At 66.3% G+C, this 21,929-nt stretch carries 17 protein-coding genes and 2 pseudogenes; 11 read left to right on the forward strand and 8 right to left on the reverse strand.

Annotated features, from left to right (window positions below; all coding sequences use genetic code 11):
- Positions 1-98 precede the first annotated feature (98 nt).
- The 5 genes from holA to CDO46_RS27735 all read left to right on the forward strand — a co-directional run bounded on the left by holA (position 99) and on the right by CDO46_RS27735 (position 4,855).
- Positions 99-1,133, forward strand: coding sequence for a DNA polymerase III subunit delta (gene holA, locus CDO46_RS27715; RefSeq protein ID WP_087841802.1), 1,035 nt, complete (start codon positions 99-101; stop codon positions 1,131-1,133).
- 34 nt (positions 1,134-1,167) lie between these two features.
- Entirely contained in the window at positions 1,168-2,427 is a 1,260-nt protein-coding gene (locus CDO46_RS27720; RefSeq protein ID WP_176400863.1) for a glutamate-5-semialdehyde dehydrogenase, read from the forward strand.
- Between the two features lie 100 nt (positions 2,428-2,527).
- Positions 2,528-2,950, forward strand: a complete 423-nt coding sequence (locus tag CDO46_RS27725; RefSeq protein ID WP_087841804.1) for a CopD family protein — start codon at positions 2,528-2,530, stop codon at positions 2,948-2,950.
- A gap of 12 nt (positions 2,951-2,962) precedes the next feature.
- Complete coding sequence (locus CDO46_RS27730) at positions 2,963-4,462, forward strand: class I SAM-dependent RNA methyltransferase (protein WP_087841805.1); 1,500 nt, start codon at positions 2,963-2,965, stop codon at positions 4,460-4,462.
- 201 nt (positions 4,463-4,663) lie between these two features.
- A complete protein-coding gene (locus CDO46_RS27735) occupies positions 4,664-4,855 on the forward strand; it encodes a hypothetical protein (RefSeq protein WP_087841806.1) in 192 nt (63 codons plus the stop codon).
- A gap of 133 nt (positions 4,856-4,988) precedes the next feature.
- Here the strand turns inward: CDO46_RS27735 and adeC are convergent, their stop codons facing one another.
- From adeC to CDO46_RS27750, 3 genes are all read right to left on the reverse strand, one after another.
- The gene (gene adeC / locus CDO46_RS27740; protein ID WP_087841807.1) at positions 4,989-6,440 is read right to left on the reverse strand and encodes an AdeC/AdeK/OprM family multidrug efflux complex outer membrane factor; all 1,452 of its coding nucleotides are present in this window, start codon (positions 6,438-6,440) and stop codon (positions 4,989-4,991) included.
- Between the two features lies 1 nt (position 6,441).
- Positions 6,442-9,624: an efflux RND transporter permease subunit gene (locus CDO46_RS27745; protein WP_087841808.1), complete on the reverse strand. Its 3,183-nt coding sequence runs from the start codon at positions 9,622-9,624 to the stop codon at positions 6,442-6,444.
- Positions 9,625-9,775: 151 nt separating this feature from the next.
- A complete protein-coding gene (locus CDO46_RS27750; protein ID WP_087841809.1) occupies positions 9,776-10,984 on the reverse strand; it encodes an efflux RND transporter periplasmic adaptor subunit in 1,209 nt (402 codons plus the stop codon).
- 490 nt (positions 10,985-11,474) lie between these two features.
- Here CDO46_RS27750 and CDO46_RS27755 point away from each other — a divergent pair, with 490 nt between their 5' ends.
- Complete coding sequence (locus CDO46_RS27755; RefSeq protein WP_087841810.1) at positions 11,475-12,326, forward strand: neutral zinc metallopeptidase; 852 nt, start codon at positions 11,475-11,477, stop codon at positions 12,324-12,326.
- A 79-nt stretch (positions 12,327-12,405) separates the two neighbouring features.
- Here CDO46_RS27755 and CDO46_RS27760 read toward each other — a convergent pair whose 3' ends face one another.
- Entirely contained in the window at positions 12,406-13,659 is a 1,254-nt protein-coding gene (locus CDO46_RS27760; protein ID WP_087841811.1) for a class I SAM-dependent methyltransferase, read from the reverse strand.
- A 192-nt stretch (positions 13,660-13,851) separates the two neighbouring features.
- A complete protein-coding gene (locus tag CDO46_RS27765; RefSeq protein WP_087841812.1) occupies positions 13,852-14,394 on the reverse strand; it encodes a YaeQ family protein in 543 nt (180 codons plus the stop codon).
- A 265-nt stretch (positions 14,395-14,659) separates the two neighbouring features.
- Between CDO46_RS27765 and CDO46_RS27770 the strand changes: the two genes are divergently transcribed.
- Positions 14,660-15,019, forward strand: a complete 360-nt coding sequence (locus tag CDO46_RS27770; RefSeq protein ID WP_087841813.1) for an H-NS family nucleoid-associated regulatory protein — start codon at positions 14,660-14,662, stop codon at positions 15,017-15,019.
- 127 nt (positions 15,020-15,146) lie between these two features.
- Here CDO46_RS27770 and CDO46_RS27775 read toward each other — a convergent pair whose 3' ends face one another.
- Positions 15,147-15,491: a DMT family protein gene (locus CDO46_RS27775; protein WP_087841814.1), complete on the reverse strand. Its 345-nt coding sequence runs from the start codon at positions 15,489-15,491 to the stop codon at positions 15,147-15,149.
- A 167-nt stretch (positions 15,492-15,658) separates the two neighbouring features.
- On the opposite strand from CDO46_RS27775, the gene CDO46_RS27780 reads away from it, so the two are divergent.
- A complete protein-coding gene (locus CDO46_RS27780; RefSeq protein WP_165963284.1) occupies positions 15,659-16,297 on the forward strand; it encodes a TetR family transcriptional regulator in 639 nt (212 codons plus the stop codon).
- Positions 16,298-16,307: 10 nt separating this feature from the next.
- On the opposite strand, the gene CDO46_RS27785 is transcribed toward CDO46_RS27780, so the two are convergent.
- Positions 16,308-16,991, reverse strand: coding sequence for a DUF4136 domain-containing protein (locus tag CDO46_RS27785; RefSeq protein WP_087841816.1), 684 nt, complete (start codon positions 16,989-16,991; stop codon positions 16,308-16,310).
- 142 nt (positions 16,992-17,133) lie between these two features.
- Between CDO46_RS27785 and pepN the strand changes: the two genes are divergently transcribed.
- Complete coding sequence (gene pepN, locus CDO46_RS27790) at positions 17,134-19,830, forward strand: aminopeptidase N (protein WP_087841817.1); 2,697 nt, start codon at positions 17,134-17,136, stop codon at positions 19,828-19,830.
- Complete coding sequence (locus CDO46_RS27795; protein WP_087841818.1) at positions 19,827-20,843, forward strand: class 1 fructose-bisphosphatase; 1,017 nt, start codon at positions 19,827-19,829, stop codon at positions 20,841-20,843. Before pepN ends, CDO46_RS27795 begins: the two co-directional genes overlap by 4 nt.
- Positions 20,844-21,006: 163 nt before the next feature.
- On the opposite strand, the pseudogene CDO46_RS27800 reads toward CDO46_RS27795, so the two are convergent.
- Positions 21,007-21,276, reverse strand: a pseudogene (locus tag CDO46_RS27800) (glutamine synthetase); the annotation flags it as partial.
- Positions 21,277-21,364: 88 nt separating this feature from the next.
- Here CDO46_RS27800 and CDO46_RS27805 point away from each other — a divergent pair.
- Positions 21,365-21,929 (forward strand): annotated as a pseudogene (locus CDO46_RS27805) (IS3 family transposase); the annotation flags it as partial.

A 21,929-nucleotide genomic window follows, 5' to 3' on the forward strand; every position in this document is an offset into this window, starting at 1 on the left:
GCGGCCCGGCGTCGGGTCCCGAGGGGCGATGCTGGCGGACCGGCGGAGCCGGATCCGCGGCATCCAGGATCGCAGCGACGGTCCGCCGGAGGCACCCTATGAGGCAATTGCGTCCAGAACAACTGATTGCCCAGCTTCAGCGGGCGGGCGAGCAGCTGGAACCGCTGTATACGGTGACCGGCGACGAGCCCCTGCTCGTGATCGAGGCTTGCGACGCCTTGCGGGCGGCGGCCACGGCTGGCGGCTTCACGGAACGGGAAACGGTGGTGGCGGATGCCCGCAGCGACTGGAATGCGCTACTGAGCGCCTCGCAGTCGATCTCGCTGTTCGGCGATCGCCGGCTGCTGGAGCTGAAGATCCCGACCGGCAAGCCCGGCAAGACCGGGGGCGAGGTCATCGCGCGGCTGGCCCGGCAGGCACCGGGCCAGCGGGGCGAGAGCGTCACGGTGGTGATGCTGCCCAAGCTGGACAAGACGACCCGCTCGTCGGCCTGGTTCTCGGCGCTGGCCGAACACGGCATCGTCGTGGACGTGCCCACCATCGAACGGCCGATGCTGCCCGGCTGGGTGGGCGAACGGCTGGCTCGGCAGCAGCAGCGCGCCGGCGCCGAGGTCCTGCAATGGCTGGCCGACCGCGTCGAGGGCAACCTGCTGGCCGCGCACCAGGAAATCCTCAAGCTGGGCCTGCTGTATCCGGAAGGCGCGCTGACGCTGGAACAGGTGCAGGACGCGGTCATGAACGTGGCGCGCTACGACGTATTCAAGCTGCGCGACGCCATGCTGGCGGGCGACGCCAAGCGCGTGGTGCGCCTGATCGAAGGCCTGCGCGCCGAGGGCGAGGCCCTGCCGCTGGTGCTGTGGGCGGTGGGCGAGGAAATCCGCCTGCTGGCCCGCCTGGCCCAGGCCGGCCAGCAAGGGCAAAGCGTGCCGGCGCTGATGCGCACGCTGCGCTTTTTCGGCACGCATGAACAATTGGCCAACCAGGCACTCAAACGGCTGACGCCCCAGGCCTGGACCGCCGCCGTCCACCACGCCCACGAGGTGGACAAGATCATCAAAGGGCTGCGTGTTCCGGGACGCCTTCCGGATCCGTGGCACGAAATCACGCGGCTGGCGCTCAGGCTCGCGGCCTGAAACGCCCCGCCCCCTGCGATTCATACGAATGGAAATCTCTACGCTCGACCAAACCATGCGCCGGATCGGCGCCAGCGCCCGCGCCGCCGCCCGGCTGGTCGCCCGCGCCGACGACCGTGCCAAGGCCGCGGCGCTGCGCGCCATGGCTGCCGGCCTGCGCGACCACAAGGACTGGCTGCAGGCGGAAAACGCCAAGGACCTGGAAGCGGCCCGGGCGAACGGACTGGACGCGGCCATGGTCGACCGCCTGACGCTGTCCGACAAGGCCCTGGGGCTGATGGCCGCCGGCCTGGAGCAGATCGCCGCCATGCCCGATCCCGTGGGCGAACTGACCGAGACCCGCACGCGGCCCAACGGCATGCAGGTGGCGCGCATGCGGGTCCCGCTGGGCGTCATCGCCATCGTCTACGAGTCGCGCCCCAACGTCACCATCGACGCTGCCGCGCTGTGCCTGAAATCGGGCAACGCCACCATCCTGCGCGGGGGTTCCGAGGCCATCCATTCCAATACCGCGCTGGGCCGCATCGTGCGCGCGGGCCTGGAAGCCGCCGGCCTGCCCGCCGACGCCGTGCAGGTGGTCGAGACCACCGACCGGGCGGCCGTGGGCAAGCTCGCCACCATGACCGAGTTCGTGGACGTCATCGTCCCCCGGGGCGGCAAGGGGCTGATCAAGCGCCTGTCCGAGGAAGCGCGGGTGCCGGTCATCAAGCACCTGGACGGCATCTGCCACGTCTACGTCGACCGCGACGCCGACCTGGCCAAGGCCCACACCATCGCGTTCAACGCCAAGACCTACCGCTACGGCATTTGCGGCGCGATGGAAACCCTGCTGGTCCATGCCGGCGTGGCCAGGGCCTTCCTGCCCCCGATGGGACAGGCGTTTACCGGACACGGCGTCGAAATGCGGGGCTGCGAGCGCACCCTCGCGCTGGTGCCGCAGGCCGTGCCCGCGACCGAGGAAGACTGGGACACGGAATACCTGGGCCCCATCCTGTCGATCAAGGTGGTGGACGACCTGGACCAGGCCATCGGCCACATCGAGGCCCATGGCTCCCGGCACACCGACTCCATCGTCACCGAGAACCTGTCCGCCGCCCGCCGCTTCCAGCGCGAGGTCGATTCGAGCTCGGTCTACGTCAACCTGCCGACCTGTTTCGCCGACGGCTACGAATATGGCCTGGGCGCCGAGATCGGCATCTCGACCAACAAGCTGCACGCCCGTGGGCCGGTCGGGCTGGAAGGGTTGACCACGCTGAAATGGATCCTGACCGGCGACGGCCAGACGCGGGGCTGATGCCGCGCGCCCTGCCATGCGGCGGATGCGGCCCGTTGGCCCGTCCCGCCGTCCGATTCCGCCGCCCTCGCGGCACGCATGCATCGACAAGGAAGCGCCTATGCTGTGGGTAAAAGCTTTTCACATCGTCTTCGTCGCCTCGTGGTTCGCCGGCCTGTTCTACCTGCCGCGCATCTTCGTCAACCTGGCGCAGGAAACCAATGCCGCCGCGGCCACGCGGCTGCTGGGCATGGCGCGCCGGCTGTTCCGCTTCACCACCATCCTGGCCGTGCCGGCCGTCCTGCTGGGCCTGTGGCTGTATGTGGGCTATGGTATAGGCCGCGGCCCCGGCAACGGCTGGATGCACGCCAAGCTGGCCGTGGTCGTGCTCGTCATCGGCTACCACCATGCCTGTGGCAGCCTGCTGCGCAAGTTCGAGGCCGGCCGCAACGCCCGGTCCCACGTGTTCTACCGCTGGTTCAACGAGGTTCCCGTGCTGCTGTTGCTGGCCGCCACGGTTCTCGTTGTCGTCAAACCCTTTTGATTGGCCCAAGTCTTGTCCGATACTCCCGAGCGCAAGAAACCCACGCTTTCCCTTCCCAGCCGTCCGCGGCAGTCCGGCGCCCCGCAGGATGCCGACCGGCGCGTCCGCTCGGGCCCGCGCGCCCACCGCGTGGCGCGGGCGGCGCTCGAAAGCGGCAAGCAGCCCACCGCGGCGGACGCACCGAGGGACGACGTCCCGGTCCGTCAAAGCCGTGAAGGCCGTCCCTCGGGGAAACCGCCGGCATCCGTGCCGGGCGACAATCGGGACCGGCGGCGACGCGACGACGAGCCTGGCGCGCGCCCGCGCGAGCGGCAGGCAGGCCGCCCGGCCCCCACGGCCGAACCCCGGCCCCGCGGCGCGCAGGCCGAGACCTTCGCCATGTTCGCGCCCTGCCCGCAGGGCCTGGAACAGGCGCTGGTCGACGAACTGCATGGGCTGGGATACGACGACGCCTACGCCGGCCGCGCCGGTGCCCATTTCACGGCCGACTGGAACGGCATGATGCGTGCCAATCTGGAATCGCGGCTGGCCACACGCGTCCTGGTCCGGGTCGCGCACGGCGCCGTGCGCGACGAGGACGAACTGCTGGAACTGGCCCGGGCCACTCCCTGGGAACGCTGGTTCGGCGCCGAGCAGACCCTGCGCGTGGATACCTCGGCCGTGCGCAGCCCGATGAAAAGCCTGCAATTCTGCAATCTGCGGGTCAAGGACGGCATCTGCGATCGCCTGCGCGAACTCGAGGGCGAACGTCCCAGCATCGATACCGTCCGGCCCGATGCGCGCGTGCATGCCTTCCTGGACGAAACCAGCGCCACGCTCTACCTGGACACCTCCGGCGAATCGCTGTTCAAGCGCGGCTGGCGTCTGGACAAGGGCGAGGCACCGCTGCGCGAGAATCTCGCGGCGGGCTTGCTGGCACTGTCCGGCTGGCCCGCCGACGTGCCGCTGATCGACCCCTTCTGCGGCAGCGGCACCATCCTGATCGAGGCGGCGCTCAAGGGATTGCGCGTGCCGCCCGGCATCTCGCGGCCCTTCGCCTTCGAGCGCCTGCGCGGCCACCAGGACCGCCGCTGGCGCGACCTGAAGGATGACGCCCGCGCCCGCATCCTGCCCGAACTACCCATGCAATTGGCCGGCGCCGACATCGATCCGCGTGCGATCGACGCGGCGCGCGAGAATGCCCACCGGGCGGGATTGACCGAAGACGCGGTCTATTTCGAGGTGGCCGATGCGCGCGACACCTGCCCGCTGGACGAACGCGCCGGCTGGCTGATTACCAATCCCCCCTACGGGGAACGCCTGGACCTGGAGGAAGACCGCCAGCTCTGGTCGGAGTGGGCCAGCACGCTCAAGCGGGAATTCGGCGGCTGGCAGTTGCACGTCATCACCAGCGACCTGGAACTCCCCCGCAAGCTGCGCCTGGACCCGTTCCGGCGCACGCCCGTCTACAACGGCGCGCTGGCCTGCCGGCTGTTTGGTTTCCAACTGGTCAAGGGCAGCTTCCGCCGCTGAACCTTCCTCCGGCGCCGTCAGGCGCCATTTTTCTGCCCTGTTGAGTGATTTATAAACATCCAAACTGAGGCTGGAGGGCAACACTTGACCGCTCATTCATGCTGCGATGCGACAAAGGCTTGCCTTATCCTGGGGTTTCCCCTAATATAGGGTTATCACCTAGGGGATAGCACCTAGGCAACCACTGTAAAGGATACAGCCATGAAATACGTTCAAGACAGCAAGCTGACCGACACGCTCGAGCGCGAACTGATCCGTGGCGAACTGGCCAACGAATTCGAACAGCCCCGTCCGTTCCAAGCCCTGCGCGCCGCGGCCAAGCAGGTTCTGAACCTGATCGCCGACCTGAAGGCGAACGCCCGCCGCTACAACGTCCAGTACGTCAACGGCTGATCGCAGCTCATGCGGTGCCCCGGCAAGGGCGTCCCCGTTCGCGGGAGACGCCCTTTGTTCATTCCGGGACCAGGCATGGACGGATGAAATGTCGACGGGTTGAATGACAAGGGGCGCCGCAGCGCCCCTTGTTTCATTGCACGGTAGAGGTTGGCGCCGCCTTGGCGGCCACCGTGTTCTCTTCCCAACCGCCCCCCAGCGACTTGTACAAGCCCACCAGGTTGTTCAGGCGCTGCGTGCGCGCCTGCAACAGGCTTTGTTCGGCGGTGAACAACGCGCGTTGCGCATCCAGCAGCTGCAAATAGCTGTCGACCCCGTTGCGATACCGCATGTCGGACAGTTCCAGGCTGCGGCGGGATGCATCTACCAGAGTCTGTTGCGACTGGATCTGCCGATCGAAGGTACCCTTGGCGTCGAGCGCGTCCGCCACTTCCCGGAAGGCCGTCTGGATCGTTTTCTCGTACTGGGCCACCGCGATGTTCTTGCGGGCTTCGGCCAGGTCGAGGTTGGCCCGGTTGCGGCCACCGTCGAAGATGGGCAGGCTGATCTGAGGCGCGAAGCTCCAGGCCAGTGAGCCGCTGTCGAACAGCCCGGACAACTGGCTGCTGGCGGTTCCGAACGCGCCGGTGAGCGAGATCCTGGGGAAGAACGCGGCCCGGGCGGCACCGATATTGGCATTGGCACTGCGCAATTGCTGCTCGGCCGAGCGGATGTCGGGCCGGCGCTCGATGAGGTCGGACGACAGACCGACCGGCACGTCGGCCAGCAACGCCTGCTCGCTCAGCGGTCGCGGCGCGGGCAGGTCGGCCGGCAGGGGCTGGCCGATCAGCAACACGATCGCATTGGTGGCCTGGGCCCGGTTGCGCTCGGCGATGGCCTGCTCGGACAGCGCGCTCTGCACCAGCGACTCGGCCTGCTGGAGCTCAAGCTCGGAAGCCGCGCCGGCGTCGTAGCGCAGTTTGATCAGGTTGTACGAATCCTGCCGGGTCTTCAGCGTACGCTGGGCCAGCGCCAGCAGTTCGTCGCTGGAGCGCTCGTTCAGGTAGGCATTGGCCAGCTGGGCCACCAGGCTGATCTGCGTGCTGCGCCGCGTTTCCTCGCTGGCCAGGTACTGCGCCAGCGCGGCCTGGCTCAGGCTGCGGACGCGGCCGAACAGGTCCAGTTCGAACGCCGTCACGCCCAGGTTCACCTGGTACTGGCTGCCTATGGTCGAGCGGCCGGAGTACGACAGGTCGCCGGGCGTACGCTGGCGCGTGCCGTTGGCGTTGGCATTGACGCCGGGGAATTGGTCGGCGCGCGTCACGCCGTACTGGGCCCGGGCCGCTTCGATGTTCAGCACCGCCACGCGCAGGTCGCGGTTGTTCTCCAGCGACAGCGCGATCAGCCGTTGCAGACGTTCGTCGCCGAAGAACTGGCGCCAGCCTATGTCGGCCGTGGCCGGCTGCGAGCCGGCCGGCGCGGCGCCGTGGGCGGAGAAATCCGCCTCCACCGGTGCCGCCGGGCGCTCATAGGTCGGGATCATCGAGCATCCCCCCAGCAAGGCGGCGACGGCCACCGCCACGAGTGAGTATGCGGGTCGTTTCATATCAGTTTCCTTCATGCTTGACCGTTCCCGCCGCGCCGGCGTCGCCCTTGTTCGGCTCGTCGTCATGGTGCCCCATGACATGCAGCGATTCGGGCTTGGTCTTGAACAGCCTCAGCACCACCACGAAGAACACGGGCACCAGAAACACGGCCAGCAGCGTGGCGGAAATCATGCCGCCCATCACGCCGGTACCGATGGCGCGCTGCGCACCCGAGCTCGCGCCGGTGGCGATGGCCAGCGGCAGCACACCCAGGATGAACGCCAGCGAAGTCATGACGATGGGGCGGAAACGCAGGCGCGCCGCCTCGATCGTGGCCTCGGCCAGGCCCTTGCCCTCGGCATAGAGGTCCTTGGCGAATTCCACGATCAGGATCGCGTTCTTGGCCGACAGGCCGATGATGGTGATCAGGCCTACCTTGAAGAACACGTCGTTGGGCATGCCCACCAGCGTCACCGCCAGCACCGCGCCCAGGATCCCCAACGGCACCACCAGGATCACCGAGAACGGGATGGACCAGCTTTCATACAGCGCGGCCAGCACCAGGAACACCACCAGCAGCGACAGGGTCAGCAGGATGGGGACCTGGGCACCCGACACGCGCTCCTGCAGCGACTGGCCCGTCCATTCGTAGCCGATGCCCGGGGGCAGCTCGCGCACCAGGCGCTCCATCTCGCTCATGGCCTCGCCGGTACTGAAGCCCGGCTTGGCATCGCCCGAGATCTTGTAGGCGGGATAGCCGTTGTAGCGGATCACCTGCACCGGCCCCTTGGCCCACTCGGACGACGCGAATGCCGAGAACGGCACCAGGCCGCCGCTCGAGTTGGCGGCGTACAGGCGCAGCAGATCGTCCGGCGACATGCGGTCCCCGGCCTCGGCCTGCACGACCACGCGCTGGACGCGGCCGGCGTTGATGAAGTCGTTCACCACGGCCGAGCCCACCGACGTGGACAGCGCCGAACGGATGGAATCGAACGACACACCCAGGGCGTTGGCCTTCTCGCGATCGATCAGCAGCCGCAGTTCAGGCGCGTCCTCCAGGCCTTCGACGCGGGCGTACGCGATCACGGAGCTCTTGGCGACGGCGCCCAGCAACTGGTCGCGGGCGTCGCGCAGCGCGTTGTGGCCCAGCCCGCCACGGTCCTGCAGGCGGAACGTGAAGCCGGTCGCGTTGCCCAGTTCGGGAATGGCCGGCGGCACGATCGAGAACACCATGGCGTCCTTGATGCGGGCGAAGAAGCTGCCGTTGGCGCGCGCGGCCTCGGCCTGCGCCGATTCGTCCGCGCCGCGCTCGGACCAGTCCTTGAGGGTGGCGAACGACAGCGCCGCGTTCTGGCCCATGCCCGAGAAGCTGAAGCCCAGGATGGTGATGATGGACTTCACCGACGGCCGCTCGGAGTAATGCGCTTCCATGACCTCGACCGCCTCGCGGGTGCGGTTGGCCGAGGCGCCCGGGGGCGTCTGGATGTCGGTGATCACGTAGCCCTGGTCTTCCGCCGGCAGGAACGACGACGGCAGGCGCAGGAACGTATAGGCCATCACGGCCAGGATCGCCGCATAGATGACCATGTAGCGCCCGGTCTTGGCCAGCAGGCGGCCCACCCAGTTCTGGTAGCCGTCGGCCGTCCGGTTGAAGCTGCGGTTGAACCAGCCGAAGAAGCCCTTCTTCTCGTCATGCGCGCCCTTGGGGATCGGCTTGAGCAGCGTGGCGCACAGCGCCGGCGTCAGGGACAGCGCGAGGAAGCCCGAGAACATGATGGACGTGGCCATGGCCAGCGAGAACTGCCGGTAGATCACGCCCACCGAGCCGCTCATGAAGGCCAGCGGCAGGAACACGGCCGTCAGCACCAGCGTGATACCGATGATGGCGCCGCTGATCTGGCCCATGGCCTTGCGGGTGGCTTCCTTGGGCGGCAGCCCTTCCTCGACCATGATGCGCTCGACGTTCTCCACCACCACGATGGCATCGTCCACCAGGATACCGATCACCAGCACCATGCCGAACATGGTCAGCACGTTGATCGAGAACCCGGCGATCAGCATGCACGCGAACGAGCCCATCAGGCAGATCGGCACCACGATGGACGGGATCAGCGTGTAGCGGAAGTTCTGCAGGAACAGGAACATCACCAGGAACACCAGCACCATGGCCTCGACCAGGGTATGGAGCACCTTCTCGATCGACGCCTTCACGAAGGGCGAGGTGTCGTACGGGATGTCGTACTTGTAGTCGGCGGGGAAATAGGCCGCCAGCTCTTCCATCTTGGCCTTGACGCCCTCTGCCGCCGACAGCGCGTTGGCGCCGGGCGCCAGTTGCACCGCCACGGCGGCGGTCGGCTTGCCGTTCAGGCGCGACGAGAACGCGTAGGTCTCGGCGCCGACCTCGATGCGCGCGACGTCGCGCAGGCGCACGGACGAGCCGTCCGGATTCGCGCGCAGCACGATGTTGCCGAACTCCTCGGGCGTGGCCAGCTGGCCGCGCACCGAGATGGTGGCGGTGATCTGCTGGTCCGGCAGATTGGGCTGGTCGCCGATGGCGCCCGCCGGCAACTGCACGTTCTGGCCGGCGATGGCGGCATTGACGTCGGCCGTGGACAGCTTGTAGCCCACCAGCTTGGCCGGATCGATCCAGATGCGCATGGCCCGCTGCGAGGCGAACAGCTGCGCCCGGCCCACGCCGGGGATACGGCGGATCTCGCTCAGCACGTTGCGGGTCAGATAGTCGCCCAGGCCCACGGCATCGGTTTCGCCGCTTTCCGAGGACAAGGTCAGCACCAGCAGGAAGTTGGTGCTGGCCTTCTCCACCCGCAGCCCTTGCTGCAGCACGGATTGCGGCAGGCGGGACTCGACCCGCTTGATGCGGTTCTGCACGTCCACCGCGGCCAGGTCGGGGTCGACCCCCGGCGCGAAGGTGATGTCGATTTCGGCGCGGCCAAAGTTGCTCTGCGACTCGAAATACAACATGCCCTGCGCGCCGTTGAGCTCGTCCTCGATCAGGCTGGTGATCGACTGGGCCACCGTTTCGGCCGACGCGCCGGGATAGGTGGCCGACACCGAGATGACCGGAGGCGCCACCGCCGGGTACTGCGACACCGGCAGGTTGGGAATGGCCAGGACGCCTGCCAGGATGATGAACAGCGCGACCACCCAGGCAAAAATCGGCCTGCTAATGAAAAATTGCGACATGTCTGGTGACTCTCTTAGAGATGCTTCGGGCGGCCCGACAGGACCCGGCTCGACTTTGACGAAGCCGGGTTCGCCCTGCCTGCGTCTCGACCGGACCGGTCTTCACCGGTCCGCGCACCCGGGGCGGATCGCGCGCCGGGCACGGTACCGATCACGACTTGCTGCCTTGCTGGCCAGCCGGCTGCGCCGGCGCGGGTTCGGCCGCGGGCTTCCAGGGTACGGGCTTGACCTGCGCGCCCGGACGCACCTTCTGGAAACCTTCGACGATGACCACGTCGTTGGGCTTGAGGCCCTGGGTCACGATCCAGCGATCGCCCACCGCGGCGCCGGTCTTGACGGGACGCGGCTCGACCTTGTTCTCGGCGCCGACCACGTAGACCGACGCATCGCCGTTGGCGCCGCGCTGCACCGCCTGCTGCGGCACGGTCAGCGCCGCCTCGTCGATACCCTGCTCGACCCGCACCCGCACGTACATCCCCGGCAGCAGGACGTTGTTCGGGTTCGGGAACTCGGCGCGCAGCGTGACCTGGCCGGTGCTTTGATCGACCGTGACGTCCGAGAAGAGCAGCTTGCCGGTCAGCGGATAACGCGAACCGTCGTCCAGCACGAGCGAGACACGGGCTTCGTTCGGCGCGACCTGCTTGATCTTGCCGCTGTCGAAGGCCGCGCGCAGCTGGCTCAGTTGCGCCACGGACTGCGTGAAGTTGGCGTAGACCGGATCCAGGCGCTGGATGACCGCCAGCGGCGTGACCTCGCCCTGGCCGACCAGCGCGCCCTCGGTAACCAGCGCGCGGCCGATGCGGCCGGAAATCGGGGCCGTGACGGTGGCATAGTCCAGGCTGAGCTTGGCCCGGTCCAGCGCGGCCTTGGTGGCCGACACGGCCGCCTGCGCCTGCTTGTACGAAGCGACGGCGTTGTCGTACTCCTGCTTGCTGACCGCGTTCGCCTTCACCAGCGGCTCATAGCGCTCGGCCAGCATGCGGGCCTGGTACAGGTTGGCTTCGTCGCGCTCGAGATTGGCCTTGGCGCTGTTGTAGTCGGCCTGGAAAGGGGCCGGGTCGATCTTGAACAGCAGTTGGCCCGCCTTGACGTCGCTGCCCTCGCGGAACGCGCGCTGCAGCACGATGCCCGCCACGCGCGCGCGGACCTCGGCGATGCGGGTCGCTTCCAGGCGCCCGGGCAGTTCGTTGACGATGACTTCCTTGGTCGGCGTGATGGTGACCGTGCCGATCTCCATCGGAGGAGGCGCTCCCGCGCCCTGCTGCGCGCCACCGTTTCCTTTGCCGCAAGCAGACAGCGCCAGCAGGGTCGCCAGCGATACCGCGCCTAGCAGATAGGGTGAGCGTCTTTTGCGTTGCATAGCATTCCTCTAGGCATAGACGTCGCGGCACGGATGAAGCCGAAACGTAGTCGAAATCCCGGGATGACGAAAGCCTTGCGCGTCCGGCGGCCTGGCGCGCGCCGGGTGCGGACGGGAAGACATTGCGGACATCATGAAGCAGGCGATTATACAAACATTCATGGATGTTTGTATAAAAAGAACGAATTTTTTTGTTTCGTCAGTTGAGCGCGAGAATATGTCAAGTAGGCATTAACCCCTTGCAGGGCTAGGGCTTTTCCCGGCTTGCGTCGCGCCTGGCGCAGCATGCGCTCCCGAGGAGAAATGCTCCCACACTTTTGCGGCCCGTTGCTGCGCCTTTTGCGATTTTGCTCCGCCATCGTTGCGGCATAAACAACACCCCGCCCCCTCCGCGGCCCGGCGGGAGCGAGGCCGCACCGGACCGGATCGGTTTATATTCTGGCCATGCGCCCGCGCACCGCATCGAACGATAAAGGACAGAGGAAGCCCCATGCGTCTGGACAATGGCCGAGAAAGCAGCAACATCGAAGACCGGCGCGGCGGCGGTCCCCGCCTGGCGGGCCGCGGTTCACTGGGCATAGGCGCGGTGGTGCTGGCGCTGGTCGCCATGTACTTCGGCGTCGATCCATCCGTGGTTCTGGACCTGGCCTCCGGCCCCGGCCAGTCGGTCCAGGAATCGTCGGGACCGCCGCCGGCCGACGACAAGCAGGCCCAGTTCGTCTCGAAGGTGCTGGCCGACACCGAGGACACCTGGAGCCAGCTATTCACCGCGTCCGGCAGCCGCTACACCGAGCCGAAGCTGGTCCTGTACTCGGGCGCCACGAATACCGCGTGCGGCACGGGCCAGGCGGCCATGGGGCCGTTCTACTGCCCCGGCGATGCCCGCGTCTATCTCGACATGAGCTTTTTCGAGGAAATGCAGCGTCGCCTGAACGCCCCGGGAGACTTCGCCCGCGCCTATGTGATCGCCCATGAGATCGGACATCATGTCCAGAACCTGCTGGGCACGGCCGACAAGGTCAATCGCCAGCAGCGGCGCTCCAGCCAGGTCGAGGCCAACCAGTTGTCGGTGCGGATGGAACTCCAGGCCGACTGCTACGCCGGCGTCTGGGCCTATCACGCCAATCGGGCCCGGCAGATCCTGGAGCCCGGCGACGTGGAAGCCGCCCTGAACGCCGCCTCGGCCATCGGCGACGATCGCCTGCAAAAGGAAGCCCAGGGCTACGTGGTCCCGGACGCCTTCACGCATGGCACATCGGCCCAGCGCGTGCGCTGGTTCAAGCGTGGACTGGAAAGCGGCAATCCGGGCAACTGCGACACGTTCTCCGCGGCGTCGCTCTGACCGCCGCGTGAACACCCCGCCGCAATGCGCGAGCCCCGCCTAGGCGGGGCTCATTGCTTCGGCGGTGCCTGCCGGCACCTCAGCGATAGATGTAATCCCGGCGGAACGGATACGCCTGGCCGGCCGGCTCGTCGAGCTGGCTTGCATCGAATACGCCCTGACGCTGGCACAGCACCTGATTCAGCGAAATCCAGCCCTGCTCGAACGCCATGGCACAGCCGGCCAGGTACAGCCGGTAGGCCCGCACGGACTTGGCGCCCTGCTCGCCCGGCAAGATCCGGTAGGCCTCGTCCAGCTTGGCCTCGAGCCCGTCGCTCCAGGCCCACAGCGTGCGTGCGTAATGGGGGCGCAGATTCTCGACGTCGACGGCTTCCAGCCCGCCGTCGCTGAGCGTCTCCAGCACCTTGCTGACATGCACCAGTTCCCCGCCCGGGAATATGTACTTCTCGATGAAGTCTCCCATTCCGCTGCCGAGCTGGGCGTTATAGGTGCCACCGGAGGTGATCCCGTGGTTCATCACCAGGCCGCCCGGGCGCAGAAGCCGGCGGATCTTCGAGAAATAGGCGGTCAGCTGGGCACGCCCGACGTGCTCGAACATCCCGACGGACGCGATCTTGTCGTAGGGCTGGGTTTCCTCCAACTGGCGATAATCCAGCAGCACCATCCGGACACGGTTCTGCAGCCCCTTTTCCTCGATCAGGCGATTGACGTGCGCATGCTGGTTCTTGGACAGGGTGATGCCGGTGGCGTCGACGCCGTAGTTCTCGGCGGCCCACAGCAGCAGGCCGCCCCATCCGGCGCCGATGTCCAGGAACCGCTCGCCTTCCTGGAGCCGCAGCTTGCGGCAGATATGGTCGAGCTTGGCTTCCTGGGCCTGGGCCAGCGTCATGCCGGAATCGCGGTAATAGGCACACGAATAGACGCGGCGCGGGTCCTGCCACAGGCCGTAGAAATCATCGGACAGGTCGTAGTGGAACTGGATCTGCCGCGCGTCGCGGTCCATGGTGTGGCGCATGGCCGACGTCGCCTTGCGCCCCAGCTCCGACAGCCAGCCGGGCGGGGAATTGTCCACGGGCGACTCCGTCAGTATGGCGGCGGCCGCCGCCATCAGGTCGCGCATGTTGCCGGTTATGTCGACGCGCCCCTCGACATAGTCTTCGCCCAATTGGCCGATACGCCCCCGCACCAGGTGGGAGACGGATCGCAATGTCCTGAGCTTGAACCCGACCTTCGCATTGTCGGCCCCCAGCCGGGTGCCATCGGGCAGTATGAGTTGAACGGGAATGGGTAAAGCCGAAAGCCGACGTTCCGCCTGAGAAAAAAGTGCATTCATGTAGGGTTTTCCGTATTCCACAACCTGTCAGTCGCGACAGACGCGCGTTTTTATCGGCGCTCAACCCGCACAGGCAAAGATCCCCCTAGGTCGGCGCTTTTCGGTAGACCAAACTCGTAACCACTTTGCTTTTTTATCCTAGCACCAAAAACGCGGACGTTCATGGCATCCCATGGCGTCCAAAAACCCTATTCATAATGAGGGATGCAGCCTTTCCGGCGTCAGTGTGGCGTCCCGCTCGCCATTACCCATCCAGGCCTGGCCTTCCTGCACGTTGCATTGCAGCTGCATGTTTCGTTCCGCGAGCCGGGCCAGCGCGGCGGTATCGTCGGGGGCCAGCCGGAAAATCTGCAGATTATCCAGCCGCGCCACCTTGTCCTGGTTCTGGCGCCACCACGCGTCGGCGGTGCGGCCATAGGCATAGAGCACCACCCGCGCGGCGCGGGCGCATGCCTTGCGCAGCCATTTCTCGTCCGGCAAGCCCACTTCTATCCAGACGTCCACGGCACCGGTCAGATCCTTGCGCCATAGATCCGGCTCGTCGTCGGTCGACAGCCCCCTGCCGAACGCCAGCTCCTCGTCCGCATTCAGCGCGAAGGCCAGTACCCGCACCATCATTCTTTCATCGGTTTCCGAGGGATGGCGCGCAACGACCAGGGAATGTTCCGCGTAGTACCCCCTGTCCATGTCCGCTACCTGCAGTACCGCCTTGTAAACCACCGAACGTAGAGCCATGTCTTTTCATGCGGCCGCCCGCGGCGGCCGTTCCTCAAAAATTCCGGAGTCGGACGGCCTTGCGCAGGCGACTCCGGGAAATTACCCAAGTAGGTTTCCGAATGAACTTCCGGCGCAAATGGCGCTCTATTCTTTTGAAAATGTATCCGTTTTCACATAAGGGCTTCACAGCTTGGAAAATTCGCTTCTAAAATGCGCTGGCAATCCCGCGTTCCAAATCGAGTATTTCCTCTGCCCTTCGCCTGAAAAAACCACCTGGACAAAAATGGCTAAAGATACCTACCAATCACTGCAGGCCCAAATCCGCAAGCTTCAGGAAAAAGCGGAAAGCGTTCGCCAGAAACAACGCCAGCCTGTCATCGCTTCCATTCTTCGCTCGATGCAGGAATTCTCGATCACGCTGGACGAGTTGAAAGCCGCCCAGGCCAAGGGCGGGGCGCCCCGCAAGCGGGCGAGCGGCACCGCCGCCAAGGCCAGCGCGGCAAAACCCGCCAAGCAGGTCGCTCCCAAGTACCGCCATCCCGAAACCGGCGAAACCTGGACCGGCCGCGGCAAACCCCCGCGCTGGCTGGTGGCGGCCGAAGCCGGCGGCGCGACGCGCGACCAGTTTCTCATCGCCCAGTAATACGGCGCAGGCCGGCAGGGCCTTTGTAAAGGTGGTTTTACGATTCATATCCGTAAAACCACCTTTTTGATTGTTACCATCCGGAAAGGTTTACCCGTCCAAAGCCTCGGATTATTACGGTCGTGAATTATTTCTTGAAGGCGAAATAAACCGCGCCCACCAGGCAGCACGCCGCCCATAAATGGTTCAGCCGCAGCCGCTCATCCATGAACAGCAAGGCGAACGGCACGAACACCGTCAGCGTCACCACCTCCTGCAATATCTTCATCTGCGTTACGCTAAGGAAATCGAAGCCGTAGCGGTTCGCGGGCACCATGATTGCATATTCAAAAAAAGCCAGCCCCCAGCTCGCCATCAGGGCCAGATACCACGGACTGCCATGGGCGTATCGCAGGTGTCCATACCATGCGAACGTCATGAATGTGTTGGATAACGCCAGAAGCCCCACGAATGCCAATATCTGGGCAGCCATGCGCCCTCTCCTCAGTCAAACAAGCCAAAACATGGTATGCTTACATACATTCATGCATGTATATAAGCATTGCGCAGGGGCACCTTAGCTAGATAGCCCATTCACTCACACACCTCCGTCCGGCTGCCTTCCAGGCTGATGCCGGACACCACCGGCTGGGCATGGCCATGGTACGCAAAACGAAAGAGGAAGCGCTCGAAACCCGCACCCGCATTCTCGAAACCGCCGAGCAGATCTTCAGCGAACAAGGCGTCTCGCACACGTCGCTGCAAGATATCGCGGCGGCCGCCAATGTAACCCGTGGCGCGATCTACTGGCACTTCAAGAACAAGACGGACCTGCTGGACGCGATGCTGCAGCGGGTCAAGATGCCGATCGAGGATGCGCTCGAGCGCAGTTGCGACGCCAACTCCCCGGATCCGCTCAACCAGTTGCGGCGCAGCGCCGTCGGCGCCATGCAATTGATCTCCGAGGGCGCGAGCGCGCAGCGGGTCTGTGAGATCCTGCTGTTCAAGTGCGAATATGTGGCGGAAACGGCGGACATGCGCCGTCGCCACGTGGAAAGCCGCAAGGTCGCCCTGGGCCGCTACGAAGACGGCTTCCGCCGCGCCATCGCCCTGGGGCAGCTTCCGCCCCACACCGACCCGCGCATAGCCGCCCTGGGCCTGCACGCCATCATGCATGGCCTGTTCATGGACTGGATGCTGGAACCGGGCGACTTCGACATCACCGAAGTGGGCGGCCGCGTCATCGACGACTTCCTGGCGGGGCTGAAGATCAGCCCGCCGCCGGCCCGGGCCGGCTGAGGCGCGAGCGCTACCTGCGCTGCTCCACCTCGTAGGTGACGTCCCGGACCTGTCCGTTCGTGTCGGGGAAACGATCGAAGATCGCCCGCACGAGGTAGGGCATCACCTGCGGAATGGAGTCGCCCGAGCCGGTGCTCACGGCCGTGGACTCGTAGACTTTCTGCCCGTTCTGCCTGGCGTCCCGGATCTCCACCCGCAGCGACGCGCGGGATGCGTCTACCGTGGTGGACGTCCAGGTCGGCGGGTACGGGGGCCCCCAGGCGAAACCCATGCCGCCGCGGCCGCGATAGCCGAAGCCGCCCCAGCCGTAGCCCCACGGCCCCCAGGGCCCGTAGAAGGGATCGTAGGCCGGACGCTCGATGCGCACCTGCACCGGCTCGACGCCGTACGAGAAGCTGACGGTGAAGCGGGCGGGCTTGCCCGCCTCGGCCTCGACCATGCCGGTGGGGCCGAGGCCAGACCGGATCATGTCGGCGTATTCGCGATATTCCAGGCTGTCCCGCTGCGCCGCGGACGTATCGAATTTCCAGGTGGCGCCGACGGCATCGGCCGGCCATTGCTGGAAGGTCGTGACGCGGGCCGGCACCGTGGTCGCGCAGCCCGCGAGCAACGCCACGGCGGCCACCTTCGCGACGCGGCTGGCCCATGTCCAGCCGCCCCGTCCGAAGAAAGAATTACATTTGGATATCGACATGGTGCTTTCGCGTCCGCAGCAAGAATCGTAATTTAACCGTTATGGCGCTTGGACCGACACGAGGTGTTTCGGTTCTCGGCCGACGCGTCCCGCCCCGCCCCGCTACAATCCCATCCCTGCGCCGCCACTCGTTTCCGCCATCATGCGTACCGATACTCCCGTCACCATCAGACGCCAGAATTACCTTCCGTTTCCGTATGACATCGCGACGGTCAGGCTGGAATTCGACCTCGACCCCGCCGACACCCTGGTCCGTTCGCTGCTGGAGGTACGGCGTACCGGCGAAGGCCCGCTGGTCCTGGACGGCGAGGAACTGGAACTGGTCGCCGTCAAGGTGGACGGCCGGGACTGGAGCGGACACTACCAGGTGGACGGCAGCACCCTGACGCTGGACGACCTGGGCGTCCAGGCGCAGGTCGAGATCGTCTCGCGCTGCCGGCCCGAGGCCAATTCGGCGCTGATGGGGCTTTATATCTCGAACGGCGTCTTCTTCACGCAGTGCGAGGCCGAGGGCTTTCGCCGCATCACCTGGTTCCCCGACCGGCCCGACGTCATGTCGCGGTATTCGGTGGTGCTGCGGGCCGACAAGAAACGCTTCCCGCAATTGCTGTCCAACGGCAACCTGGTCAAGCAGGCCGACCTGCCCGATGGCCGCCACGAAGCGCATTGGGAAGACCCCTTTCCCAAGCCCTGCTACCTCTTCGCGCTGGTCGCGGGCACCCTGACCTGGCGCGAGTCCCGCATGCGCACCCGCTCGGGCCGCGAGGTGCTGCTGCAGGTCTACAGCGACCCCGGCAGCGAGGCCAAGACGCAGTACGCGCTGGAGTCGCTGGAGCGCGCCGTGCGCTGGGACGAGCAACGCTTCTCGCTCGAACTGGACCTGGACCGCTTCATGATCGTGGCCGCCCGCGATTTCAACATGGGCGCCATGGAGAACAAGGGCCTGAACATCTTCAACGCCGCCTACGTGCTGGCCGACCCGGAAAGCGCCACCGACGCCAACTTCAGCGCGATCGAAGCGGTGATCGGGCACGAGTATTTCCACAACTGGACCGGCAACCGCGTCACCTGCCGCGACTGGTTCCAACTGAGCCTGAAGGAAGGCCTGACCGTCTTCCGCGACCAGGAATTCACCGCCGACATGATGGCGCAGGGACTGGACGCGCAGGCGGCCGCCAGCGCGCGCACGGTCAAGCGCATCGACGACGTCGTGACGCTGCGGGCCGCGCAGTTCCCCGAAGATGCCGGCCCGATGGCGCACCCCATCCGGCCCGAGAGCTACCAGGAGATCGGCAACTTCTATACCGCCACGGTCTACGAGAAAGGGGCGGAAGTCATCCGCATGCAGCAGACCCTGCTGACGCCCGCGGGCTTCACGCGCGGGCTGGCCGAGTACTTCCGCCGGCACGATGGCCAGGCCGTCACCTGCGACGACTTCGTCGCCGCGATGGAGTCGGTCTACGTGCAGGATCACCCCGGACGCGACCTGTCCGTGTTCAGGCGCTGGTACAGCCAGGCCGGCACGCCGCGGGTGCGGGTGACGATCGAGCACGACGCCGCCACGCGGCGGTGCACGGTCACGCTCGCCCAGCGCTGCGAACCCGTGGGCGTGGAGCGCCTGCCGGGCGCGCCGGCCAAGCAGCCCTTCCACATTCCCTTCGCCATCGGCCTGCTGGATGCCCAAGGCCGGGCCCTGCCGCTCGAGCAGGCGGGCGGACACGAGGTGCGCGACACCGCGCTGCTCGAACTGACCACCGAGCACGCGCAATGGACGTTCGAGAACATCGACGCCAGGCCGGTACCCTCGCTGCTGCGCGACTTTTCCGCGCCGGTCATCGTCGAATACGACTACACCGATCACGAGCTCGCGCTGCTGATGAAGCACGATGGCAATGCCTTCGCCCGCTGGGAAGCCGGACAGCAACTGGCTACCCGCGTCATCCTGGCGGCCACTCGCGAACGGCAGGAGGGCAAGCCCTTCGTGCTGCATGGCGACTTCATCGAAGCCTGGCGCTCGGTGCTGGCCGCGCCGGGGCTGGATGCCGCCTACCGGGCTCGCGCCCTGACGCTGCCGTCGGAGAAGACGCTGGCCGAACACATGGCCAAGGTCGATCCGGTGGCGCTGGCCGCCGTGCGCGACGAAACCCTGGGCGCGCTCGGCCGCGCGCTGGCGGACGACTGGCGCGCCGCCATCGATGCCAACCAGACGCCGGGGGACTATTCGCCCGATCCGGTCAGCGCGGGCAAGCGCGCGCTGAAGAACCTCGCGCTGGCCACGCTGATGGCCGGCCGCGTGGACGGCGCGGCGGAACTGGCACTGCGCCAATACGACACGGCGCGCAACATGACGGACCGGCTGTCGGCCCTCTCCTCGCTGGTCAACTTCGGCGCGCCAGACGCCGCCGCGCGGGTGCTGGCCGACTTCTACGACCGCTGGCAGGACGACCCGCTGGTGGTGGATAAATGGTTCACCCTGCAGGCGACCGCCCGGGGCACCACGGTCCAGACCGTGGAAGGCCTGATGGCCCATCCGGCGTTCTCGCTGCGCAATCCCAACCGCGCCCGCTCGCTGGTCTTCCAGTTCTGCCTGAACAATCCCTACGGCTTCCATCGCGCCGACGGCAGCGGCTACCGCTACTGGGCCAGCCAGGTCCTGGCGCTGGACGCCCTCAACCCGGAAATCGCGGCTCGCCTGGCCCGTGCGCTGGACCGCTGGGTCCGCTACGTACCCGAACTGAGCGACCCCATGCGCCAGGCGCTGCAGCAGGTGCGCAGCCATCCCGGCCTGTCGCGCAACGTCACCGAAATCGTTTCTAAAGCCCTGGAGATCGCCGCATGAAGCGCAAGACGCTTACCCAATTCCTGATCGAGCAGCAGCGCGGGGCCGCCGCCCTGCCCGCCGAAGTCCGCCTGCTGGTCGAAATCGTCGCCCGCGCCTGCAAGGCCATCGGCCACGCGGTCGGCAAGGGCGCGCTGGGCGGCGTGCTCGGCAGCCTGGAAACCGAGAACATCCAGGGCGAGGTGCAGAAGAAGCTGGACGTGCTGTCCAACGAAATCCTGCTGGAAGCCAACGAGTGGGGTGGCCAGCTGGCCGCCATGGCCTCCGAGGAAATGGAGACCGTCCACCTCATTCCCACCCACTACCCCAAGGGTGAATACCTGCTGCTGTTCGACCCGCTGGACGGCTCCAGCAACATCGACGTGAACGTGTCCATCGGCACGATCTTCTCGGTGCTGCGCGCGCCCGCCGAGGCCCGTGGCCGCGAGATCACCGAGCAGGACTTCCTGCAGCCGGGCTCGCAGCAGGTCGTGGCGGGCTACGCGCTGTACGGCCCGCAGACCATGCTGATCCTGACCGTGGGCACCGGCGTGTTCGGCTTCACCCTGGACCGCGAAGTCGGCTCGTGGGTGCTGACCCAGGAAAACATCCGCATTCCCGCCGACACCAAGGAATTCGCGATCAACATGTCCAACATGCGCCACTGGGCACCGCCGGTGCGGCGCTACATCGAGGAATGCCTGGCCGGCAAGACCGGACCGCGCGGCAAGGACTTCAACATGCGCTGGATCGCCTCCATGGTGGCCGACGTGCACCGCATCCTGAACCGCGGCGGCATCTTCATGTACCCGTGGGATGCGCGCGAACCGACCAAGCCCGGCAAGCTGCGCCTGATGTACGAAGCCAACCCGATGAGCATGCTGGTGGAACAGGCCGGCGGCGCCTCGACCAACGGCCTGCAGCGCATCCTGGACATCGAGCCCGCCGCGCTGCACGAACGCGTCAGCGTGATCCTGGGCTCGAAGAACGAAGTCGACCTCGTCACGAGCTATCACAAAGACGCGAGCAACTGATCCAGGAAACTGCGGATCTGGCTTTGCCAGGCCGCGCGCATCGCCCCTCGGGACCCGGCGCCGGGCCGCCCCGAGGCGGGTCCCGGCCCCCTTGGGGGGCTGCCGCGTAGCGGCTGGGGGCCCACCATGCGGGCGCGCGTCACGCGTAGGGGGGAAACCTCCCCTAGAACAGTTCGAAGTACTCGCGCTGTTCCCACTCGCTCACTTCGAGATTGAAGCGGGCGATCTCGGCTTCCTTGATGTGGCAGAAGTAATCCACGAAGCCGGCCCCCAGCCCCTCGCGCAGCACCGGATCGTCGCGCAGGCATCCCAGCGCCTCGGTCAGCGTATGCGGCAGGCTGGCGGCCTGGGTCTCGTAGGGCGCATCGGCCGACGGCCCGGGATCGAGGGCGCGGGCGATGCCATCCATGCCCGACAGCACCTGGGACGCGAAAAGAGGTGGCGGCGGAAATTCAGACAGTCCGATAAGTGGAGAGCTCTGGGCCTGATCCGGCGATAATGCCGGTAAAGGAACCAGAGAGATGACCAAGAGAACGAGACGAACACACTCAGCGGCGTTCAAGGCCAAGGTGGCCTTGGCGGCGGTCAAGGGGGATCGCACCCTGGCCGAACTGGCTCAGCAATTTGATGTGCATCCGAACCAGATCACGGAATGGAAGCGGCAGTTGCAGGAGAAGGCGGCGGACGTATTCGGGTCGGCAGGACAGAGCAACAACGAGCCGCCGGCCGATCTGAAGGTGCTACATGCCAAGATCGGCCAGCTCACGCTGGAGAATGATTTTTTAGAAAGCGCGCTCACCAAGGCGGGATTGCTGAGCGCAAAGCGATGATAGACCGTACGCATGCACTGCCGGTGTCACGCCAGGCCAAATTGGTGGGGATTGCTCGATCGAGCGTGTATTATCAGGCCCGGCCTGTCAACGATAGAGATCTGATGTTGATGCGCCGGATCGACGAGCTGCATCTGGAGTTTCCGTTTGCCGGGGCCCGCATGCTGGCGCGGCTACTGCGCCGTGACGGCCATGAGGTCGGCCGACGACACGTGGGCACCCTGATGAAACGCATGGGCGTTAAGGCCGAGGTGTT

The organism is Pigmentiphaga sp. NML030171 (genome assembly GCF_002188635.1).
GTDB lineage: Bacteria > Pseudomonadota > Gammaproteobacteria > Burkholderiales > Burkholderiaceae_B > Pigmentiphaga > Pigmentiphaga daeguensis.

What these genes read in the sequence shown, in the direction of transcription:
- CDO46_RS27780 (WP_165963284.1), top strand. Translation starts at nt 15,659, where the DNA reads ATGGTACGCAAAACGAAAGAGGAAGCGCTCGAAACCCGCACCCGCATT.
- CDO46_RS27785 (WP_087841816.1), bottom strand. Translation starts at nt 16,991, where the DNA reads ATGTCGATATCCAAATGTAATTCTTTCTTCGGACGGGGCGGCTGGACA.
- CDO46_RS27760 (WP_087841811.1), bottom strand. Translation starts at nt 13,659, where the DNA reads ATGAATGCACTTTTTTCTCAGGCGGAACGTCGGCTTTCGGCTTTACCC.
- CDO46_RS27735 (WP_087841806.1), top strand. Translation starts at nt 4,664, where the DNA reads ATGAAATACGTTCAAGACAGCAAGCTGACCGACACGCTCGAGCGCGAA.
- CDO46_RS27795 (WP_087841818.1), top strand. Translation starts at nt 19,827, where the DNA reads ATGAAGCGCAAGACGCTTACCCAATTCCTGATCGAGCAGCAGCGCGGG.
- CDO46_RS27725 (WP_087841804.1), top strand. Translation starts at nt 2,528, where the DNA reads ATGCTGTGGGTAAAAGCTTTTCACATCGTCTTCGTCGCCTCGTGGTTC.
- CDO46_RS27770 (WP_087841813.1), top strand. Translation starts at nt 14,660, where the DNA reads ATGGCTAAAGATACCTACCAATCACTGCAGGCCCAAATCCGCAAGCTT.
- CDO46_RS27750 (WP_087841809.1), bottom strand. Translation starts at nt 10,984, where the DNA reads ATGCAACGCAAAAGACGCTCACCCTATCTGCTAGGCGCGGTATCGCTG.
- CDO46_RS27775 (WP_087841814.1), bottom strand. Translation starts at nt 15,491, where the DNA reads ATGGCTGCCCAGATATTGGCATTCGTGGGGCTTCTGGCGTTATCCAAC.
- pepN (WP_087841817.1), top strand. Translation starts at nt 17,134, where the DNA reads ATGCGTACCGATACTCCCGTCACCATCAGACGCCAGAATTACCTTCCG.
- adeC (WP_087841807.1), bottom strand. Translation starts at nt 6,440, where the DNA reads ATGAAACGACCCGCATACTCACTCGTGGCGGTGGCCGTCGCCGCCTTG.
- CDO46_RS27765 (WP_087841812.1), bottom strand. Translation starts at nt 14,394, where the DNA reads ATGGCTCTACGTTCGGTGGTTTACAAGGCGGTACTGCAGGTAGCGGAC.
- CDO46_RS27745 (WP_087841808.1), bottom strand. Translation starts at nt 9,624, where the DNA reads ATGTCGCAATTTTTCATTAGCAGGCCGATTTTTGCCTGGGTGGTCGCG.
- holA (WP_087841802.1), top strand. Translation starts at nt 99, where the DNA reads ATGAGGCAATTGCGTCCAGAACAACTGATTGCCCAGCTTCAGCGGGCG.
- CDO46_RS27755 (WP_087841810.1), top strand. Translation starts at nt 11,475, where the DNA reads ATGCGTCTGGACAATGGCCGAGAAAGCAGCAACATCGAAGACCGGCGC.